We start from the raw sequence: 7,137 nt of genomic DNA, 5'->3' as shown, positions 1-7,137 counted from the left end.
CTACCAAGCGACCGCATGAGGTTGAAGCAGGTCGGTACCGGCAATCGATGGACTCAACACGCTCGTTCTGTGCCCTGATGAATGAGGCGGGATAACGCTTCCGATGCGGTTCAACAGAAACGGGACGATGATGGCAATCGCGAGCAACAACACGACGGCTAGGCTCGCGATGATGCGTAACTTAATGGAGTGGTTGTTTAGCTTCATTGGGTTTACCGGGAGTCGTCATAAGCATGGGCGTGACCATCTAGAATTCTTGTTGGTCGGGGAGGGGAGCTGAATGTAAGTTATTGTAAAAAGCTTATAACTTTATCGGCTTAACTAAAGTCTTCTTTAACGGAAAATGCCCGCCAAGGCGTGATCGCTCCGGCGCACGAGGGAGGCTCCCGCCCGCCACAGGTTGATAGCACGCTAACGCGTCCCCATATCAGTGTTCAGCACACGATTCGTCACCGAGGAGGGCCCATGAGCCAAGGCAACGACTACACTCCGCCGAAGGTCTGGAGCTGGGAAAAGGCCAGCGGCGGCACCTTCGCCAGCGTCAATCGCCCCGTCGCCGGGCCCACCCACGAGCAGGCGCTATCGGTCGGGGAGCACCCCTTCCAGCTCTACTCCATGGGCACGCCCAACGGCGTGAAGGTCACGGTGATGTTCGAGGAGCTGCTGGCGCTCGGTCACCAGGAGGCCGAGTACGACGCCTGGCTGATCCGCATCGGCGAGGGCGACCAGTTCGGCAGCGGCTTCGTTGCGATCAATCCCAACTCGAAGATCCCGGCGCTGGTCGATCGCAGCGGCGACGAGCCGGTGCGGGTGTTCGAGTCCGGCGCCATCCTGCTGTATCTGGCCGAGCGCTTCGGCGAGTTCCTGCCAAGCGAGCACGGCGCGCGCACCGAGACGCTCAACTGGCTGTTCTGGCAGATGGGCAGCGCACCCTTCCTGGGTGGCGGCTTCGGCCACTTCTACGCCTATGCGCCCGAGCCGCTGGAGTACCCCATCGATCGCTACGCCATGGAGGCCAAGCGCCAGCTCGACGTGCTGGATCGCCGCCTGGCCGAGACGCGCTACCTGGCCGGCGACACCTACACCATCGCCGACATGGCCGCCTGGCCCTGGTACGGCCAGCTGGTGCTGGGGCGTCTTTATGACGCCGCCGAGTTCCTGCAGGTGCAGGAGTACGAGCACGTGATGCGCTGGGCCAAGGAGATCGATGCCCGCCCGGCGGTGCAGCGCGGGCGCATGGTCAACCGCACCTTCGGCGAGCCGGCCATGCAGCTCCATGAGCGCCACGACGCCAGCGATTTCCAGCACAAGACGCAGGACGTTATAAGCTCTTAACCTTCCAGTCGTTGCACACCGAGCGCCGTGGGCCTAAGGTCCGCGGCGCTCTTACTTTTGACGAGGTCCCTATGTCGACGCTCCTGACACCCCTGTGGCACGGCTATCGCGATGCCTCGCTGATCCTGCGCGTGAGCATCGCCCTGGTGCTGGGCGTGGTGGTCGGCCTGGTCGGCGGGCCCACGGTGGCCGAATGGCTGGCCCCGCTGGGTGAGCTGCTGATGCGGCTGTTGAAGTTCATCATCCTGCCCATCGTGCTGTTCACCCTGATGGCGGGGATCAACCAGGGCCGGGCCGGCAGCCTCGGGCGGATCGGCCGCAAGGTGTTTCTCTACTACCTGGCCACCTCGGCGCTGGCCATCGCCGTGGGGCTGGCCGTCGCGACCCTGCTGTCGCCGGGGGAGGGCATGTCGCTCGAGGGCGCCGGCTCGGTCTCGGTGCCGGACAATCCCGGCATCCTCTCGGTGGTGCTTGGCATCGTGCCGAACAACATCGTCGCCGCCTTCGCCGAGCAGGATCTGCTGGGCATCATCTTCGTCGCGATGGTCTTCGGCCTGGCCGTGGCGAAGATGCGCCAGTCCGAGTCCCAGGCGGAACTCGGCGAGAAGCTCTATGGCCTGATCGAGGCCCTCAACGCCGCCACGCTCAAGGTGATGGGCGGCATCCTTCACGTGGTGCCGGTCGGCGTCTTCGCCATCGTGGTCGGCACCGTCGCCGAACAGGGCCTTGCGACCCTGCTGTCGCTGGGTGACATGGTGATGGTGCTCTACCTGGCGCTGGGCGTGCAGCTGCTGGTCTACCTGGGCCTGCTCAAGGGCTTCGGCGTGCCGGCGCGGGCCTTCTTCCGCGAGGCGCGCACGCCCATGGCCACCGCCTTCGCCACCCAGAGCAGCTCCGGTACCCTGCCGCTGACCCTGGATGCCGCGAGCCGCCTGGGCCTGCCGCGCAGCCTCTACGGCTTCAGCCTGCCGCTGGGCGCGACCCTGAACATGGACGGGGCGGCGATCCGCATCGCCATCTCGGCGGTGTTCGCCGCCAACGTGATGGGCGCGCCGCTGGACTGGTCGAGCATGCTGCAGATCGTGGTGGTGGGTACGCTGATCTCGGTGGGCACCGCCGGGGTGCCCGGCGCCGGCATCGTGATGATCGCCACGGTGTTCTCCCAGGTGGGCCTGCCCATCGAGGCCGTGGCGCTGCTCACCGCCATCGATGCGCTGGTCGGCATGGGCTGCACGGCGCTCAACGTCACCGGCGACCTGGTCGGCACCGCCGTCATCGGCCGCAGCGAGGGCGAGCGCATCGAGTCTCGCGCCGAGCAGCAGGCGGCGGTCGCCGCTGGCCAGGGCGAGTAGCCCGGCCGCGCCCCGAGGCGGGGCGCACGTCGCGCCAAGGGCCGGGTCGCTCAGGCGGCCCGGCCTTTTTTCGGGCCATCGCAGGTCAGCGTGATACGGGTGAAGTTCGCAGGAGCGCTGCCTGCAGCGCGAACCGCCGCGTAGCGGCTCGGCTCAGGCGGGGCTCGGCGCCGGGCGCGGGGCACCGAGCGAGGCCTGCACCATGCCGCTTAAGAGGATCAGCGCGCAGCCGGCCAGCGGCAGCGGCCCCAGCGCCTCGCCGAACAGCGTCCAGCCGAAGATCACCACCGCCACCGGCTCGCAGTAGGCCAGGGTGCCGTAGAGCGCCGTGGGCAGGCGGTTGATCGCCATCACCGCGCACAGCAGCGCCAAAAAGCCGGGCAGCACGCCCGCCGCCACCAGCCATGGCCACTGCCAGGGGGCCGCCGCGAGTCCCTGGGGCTGGCTTAGCGCGAAGGGCAGGATCACCAGCGCGCCGACCGTTAGCTGCCAGAAGGCGCCGGTGGCGTCGTCCATGTCGCGGGGCAGGCGGCGGTTGCAGAGGATGAAGCCGGTGTAGGCCAGCATGGCCAGCAGTGCGAAGCCCAGCCCCAGGGCGTCGCTTCCGCCGTCAAGCTCGAGGCGGAACTCCTGCATCATGGCGAAGCCCAGCAGTGCCATGCCGATCAGCGCCGTCTGGCGCGGCCCCAGCTTTTCACCGAACAGGAAGTGGGCGACCACCGAGGCGCAGACCGGGGCGAGATAGACCATCAGGATGGCGTTGGCCATGCGGGTATGGTTCATCGCCTGCACGTAGCAGAGCACGAAGGCGGCCAGCAGGGCGCCACTCACCACCACGCTGCGTGCGGGCAGCGTGCGCAGCCCGGCGACGCGGCCGGTCAGCAGCAGGTAGGCGAGCAGGCAGGCGGCGCCGAGGCCGAGCCGGTAGAAGGTGATGCTCTCCGCCGGCAGGCCGGTCACGCGCGAGATGACGCCGATGGTGGCCATGCCCACGGCGGCCACCAGGGCCAGCAGCAGGCTGGAGAGAGCCAGGGCGTCGTCGAGGGAGCGGGGGAGTGTCTGGGTCGTCATGGCGGCGGATCGCGTCGAGGGCGGAACGCGGCACGATACCGTTCCCCCCGGGACCTGCCAAGCCGCTCACTATCTAACCGGGATGGCGTTGCCGGCCGGCGCGTTCGGCCTGCGCCCTCGGCCGCGGGTGAGGATGCTATCATCGCCGCCGATCGACCAGAGCGCGCGAACAGGGCGTTCGAGAGACATTCACCACCGGGGCGAGGTCACCGTCATGAGCAGCACACCCTTCGAGGCACTGGCCTGTCCGCTGGACGGCGAGGCGCTTGAGCGCCGCGATGGCGCCTGGCGCTGCGCCGCCGGGCACAGTTTCGATATCGCCCGGCAGGGCTATGTGCACCTGCTGCCGGTGCAGCAGAAGCGCTCCCGCGATCCCGGCGACAGCAAGGCGATGATCGCGGCGCGTCAGCGCTTCCTCGAGGCCGGCTATTATCGGCCGGTCGCCGACGCGGTCAGCCGCGCCGTGCTGGATGGCGCGGAGCCGGGCACCCTGAACTGCCTCGATGCCGGCTGCGGCGAGGGCTACTACCTGCGCGAGCTGACCCGCGCTTATGAAGAGAGATGTCGCGAGAGGCGTGACGAGGGACTCGAAGGGGCGAGTGATGCGGCGACCGGCGACGCGCTGCCGCTGGGCCTGCTGGGCCTGGATATCTCCAAGTGGGCGGTGCTCGCCGCCGCCCGGCAGGGCAAGCAGGCGGGGATGCCGGCCAGCTGGGTGGTGGGCAGCAACGCCCACCTGCCCGTGCAGACGGGCACGCTGGATCGGCTGCTGTGCCTGTTCGGCTTTCCGGTGGCCGCGGAGTTCGCCCGGGTGATGAAGCCCGGCGGGGTGCTGCTGCTGGCCGAGGCCGGGCCGGATCACCTGCGCGAGCTGCGCGAGATCATCTATCCCCAGTTGAAGCCCGAGCGCACGGAACGGCCTCCGGCGCCGCAGGGCTTCACGGGCCTCGACACCGAGACCGTGCGCTACTCCCTCGCGCTCGAGGGCGCCGCGCCCATCGCCGACCTGCTGGCGATGACCCCGCACCTCTATCGCGCCAGCGTCGAGGGCCGGGAGCGGGCGGCGGCGCTCGAGACGCTCACCGTCACCGTGGAGGTGCGGCTGACGCGCTTCGTGCGTGCCGCCAGTGAGGCGCCCGGCGCGTCTGCCGATGCCGCTGATGCGACACCCTACGCGTCACCCGAGCAGGCGCCCGAGCAGGCGCCCGACCCCGGCGAGCCGGCACCGTGACGCCCATCGCGGATCACGACGCCCTAAAGGCCGCCCTGGCCGCGCGCCCGGCGGTGCTGGTGCTCTACGGCGGCCGGGCCTGCTGCGTGTGCCAGGCCATCAAGCCTCGGCTCGCGGCGATGCTGGCCGACGAGTTTCCCCACCTGGAGGCCCTCTACGTCGACTGCCAGGGCGAGGCAACGGCGCTCTGCGCCCAGCGTCGCATCTTCTCGCTGCCGGTGGTCGAGCTGTGGTTTCAGGGGCAGCTGTTCGACACCTTCGTGCGAGCCTTCTCGCTCGCCGAGGTGCGTCGCGCCATCCAGCGCCCCTATGCGGCCTTGTTCTTCGCAAATGGATCTCCGTGAACTGAGTGTCGTCGACGGATCATCGCTGACCGAGCGCCGTGGGCCTATCGGGGCCGGCCATCGGGGCCGACAGCACGCTTCGATAGTCAGGGCCGATCGGGCGTATCGAGGTCGCGGGGTTTTCGCCGTTCGCGGTAGGTGGCTATCTTGGCAGGGAGTATCGACGTCCAGATCAAGGAGCCCGTGCCCATGAACAAGCCCGTGATAGCCGCCAACTCGCCCGTGACCGTGACCCTGACCAAGGGCAAGGAGTACGCGTTCTGCCGCTGCGGACGCTCGGCCGACCAGCCCTTCTGCGACGGCTCCCACGCCGGCACCGGCTTCACGCCCAAGAGTTTCGTGGCCGAAGAGGACGGCGAGGTCACTCTGTGCCGCTGCAAGCACACCGCCGATGCGCCCTATTGCGATGGCACTCACGCGCGCTTCAGTGATGATCAGGTGGGCCAGGAAGGCCCCGGAGACGACGCCGACCAATCGAGCGCATCGGACGCGTCGGACGAGGCCGGGAGTCAGTCCGAGAGTCAGCCCGAGGCCAGGGCCACCGAGGAGGAGCCCACGGTGGCCTTCATCCATCAGCTGGCCCGCGAGGGGCTCGAGCAGATGGGGCCCCACGGGCCGACCACCGCCATGGGCGTGCCGCGCCACACCCTGCCGCACTGGGATGACCTGCAGATCATGGCCGCCCAGCTGGCGACTCAGCCGCTCGGGGAGGAGGCCGAGGTCGCCACCGAACTGGTGATCGGCCCCGAGGCCAAGAAGCCGCTGAGGCTTTCCATGCCGCTGATGGTCTCGGACATGAGCTTCGGCGCCCTCTCCGAGGAGGCCAAGATCGCCCTGGCCCGCGGGGCCGAGCGCGCCGGCACCGGCATCTGTTCCGGCGAGGGGGGCATGCTGCCCGAGGAGCAGCAGGAGAACTCGCGCTACTTCTATGAGCTCGCCAGTGCGCAGTTCGGCTACGACGAGGCGCTGCTCGAGAATGTCCAGGCCTTCCACTTCAAGGGCGGGCAGGCTGCCAAGACCGGCACCGGGGGCTTCCTGCCGGGCAACAAGAACACCGGCAAGATCGCCAAGGTGCGCGGCATCTCCGAGGGCGAGCCGGCCGTCTCGCCGCCGACCTTCGAGGATCTGCACTCGGTCGCCGACTTCCGCCACTTCGCGGATCGGGTGCGCGAGCTGAGCGGCGGCATTCCGATCGGCTTCAAGCTCAGCGCCAACCACATCGAACGGGACATCCAGTTCGCGCTCGATACCGGCGCCGACTACCTCATCCTCGACGGCCGCGGCGGCGCCACCGGGGCGGCCCCGACGCTCTTTCGCGACCACATCAGCGTGCCCACCATTCCGGCGCTGGCGCGGGCCCGGCGCTACCTCGATGAGCAGGGCGCCAGCGGCCGCGTCACCCTGATCGTCACCGGCGGGTTGCGGGTGCCGAGCGACTTCGTCAAGGCCATGGCGCTGGGTGCCGACGGCATCGCCATCGCCAACAGCGCCATCCAGTCGATCGGCTGCGTGGCCGCGCGAATCTGCAACACCAACAACTGCCCGGCGGGGATCGCCACCCAGCGCCAGGACCTGCGCCAGCGCCTCGACGTCGACAAGTCCGCCCGCCAGCTGCAGACCTTCCTCGAGTCCTCCGTCGCGCTGATGCAGGTGCTGGCGCGGGCCTGCGGCCACCACCGCCTGGATCAGTTCCATCGCGAGGACCTCGCGACCTGGCAGCGCGAGATGGCCCTGCTCAGCGGGGTCCGCTACGCCGGCGTGCTGGATCCGCGCGGCTGAGGGCCGCAAGGCCATCGAGGCAACA

At 68.9% G+C, this 7,137-nt stretch carries 6 protein-coding genes; 5 read left to right on the top strand and 1 reads right to left on the bottom strand.

Annotated features, from left to right (window positions below; genetic code table 11):
• Nucleotides 1–465 precede the first annotated feature (465 nt).
• Nucleotides 466–1,335, top strand: a complete 870-nt coding sequence (gene yghU / locus BM388_RS15170; RefSeq protein WP_089851666.1) for a glutathione-dependent disulfide-bond oxidoreductase — start codon at nt 466–468, stop codon at nt 1,333–1,335.
• A 71-nt stretch (nt 1,336–1,406) separates the two neighbouring features.
• A complete protein-coding gene (locus tag BM388_RS15165) occupies nt 1,407–2,687 on the top strand; it encodes a dicarboxylate/amino acid:cation symporter (protein ID WP_089851664.1) in 1,281 nt (426 codons plus the stop codon).
• A gap of 153 nt (nt 2,688–2,840) precedes the next feature.
• Here the strand turns inward: BM388_RS15165 and BM388_RS15160 are convergent, their stop codons facing one another.
• Nucleotides 2,841–3,758, bottom strand: a complete 918-nt coding sequence (locus BM388_RS15160) for a DMT family transporter (RefSeq protein WP_089851662.1) — start codon at nt 3,756–3,758, stop codon at nt 2,841–2,843.
• 214 nt (nt 3,759–3,972) lie between these two features.
• On the opposite strand from BM388_RS15160, the gene BM388_RS15155 reads away from it, so the two are divergent.
• From BM388_RS15155 to BM388_RS15145, 3 genes are all read left to right on the top strand, one after another.
• Nucleotides 3,973–4,989, top strand: coding sequence for a putative RNA methyltransferase (locus BM388_RS15155; RefSeq protein ID WP_245781568.1), 1,017 nt, complete (start codon nt 3,973–3,975; stop codon nt 4,987–4,989).
• Nucleotides 4,986–5,333, top strand: a complete 348-nt coding sequence (locus tag BM388_RS15150) for a thioredoxin family protein (RefSeq protein WP_217641086.1) — start codon at nt 4,986–4,988, stop codon at nt 5,331–5,333. The genes BM388_RS15155 and BM388_RS15150 overlap by 4 nt, the downstream gene beginning before the upstream one ends.
• A gap of 189 nt (nt 5,334–5,522) precedes the next feature.
• On the top strand, nt 5,523–7,112 hold the full coding sequence (locus tag BM388_RS15145; RefSeq protein ID WP_089851660.1) for a glutamate synthase-related protein: 1,590 nt from the start codon (nt 5,523–5,525) through the stop codon (nt 7,110–7,112).
• Nucleotides 7,113–7,137 lie beyond the last annotated feature (25 nt).

Source organism: Halomonas saccharevitans (assembly GCF_900116405.1).
Taxonomy (GTDB): domain Bacteria; phylum Pseudomonadota; class Gammaproteobacteria; order Pseudomonadales; family Halomonadaceae; genus Halomonas; species Halomonas saccharevitans.
This window is presented reverse-complemented; position numbering and strand designations above follow the sequence as displayed.

Coding starts and splice junctions, on each gene's coding strand:
- yghU (WP_089851666.1), top strand. CDS start 466: ATGAGCCAAGGCAACGACTACACTCCGCCGAAGGTCTGGAGCTGGGAA.
- BM388_RS15165 (WP_089851664.1), top strand. CDS start 1,407: ATGTCGACGCTCCTGACACCCCTGTGGCACGGCTATCGCGATGCCTCG.
- BM388_RS15160 (WP_089851662.1), bottom strand. CDS start 3,758: ATGACGACCCAGACACTCCCCCGCTCCCTCGACGACGCCCTGGCTCTC.
- BM388_RS15155 (WP_245781568.1), top strand. CDS start 3,973: ATGAGCAGCACACCCTTCGAGGCACTGGCCTGTCCGCTGGACGGCGAG.
- BM388_RS15145 (WP_089851660.1), top strand. CDS start 5,523: ATGAACAAGCCCGTGATAGCCGCCAACTCGCCCGTGACCGTGACCCTG.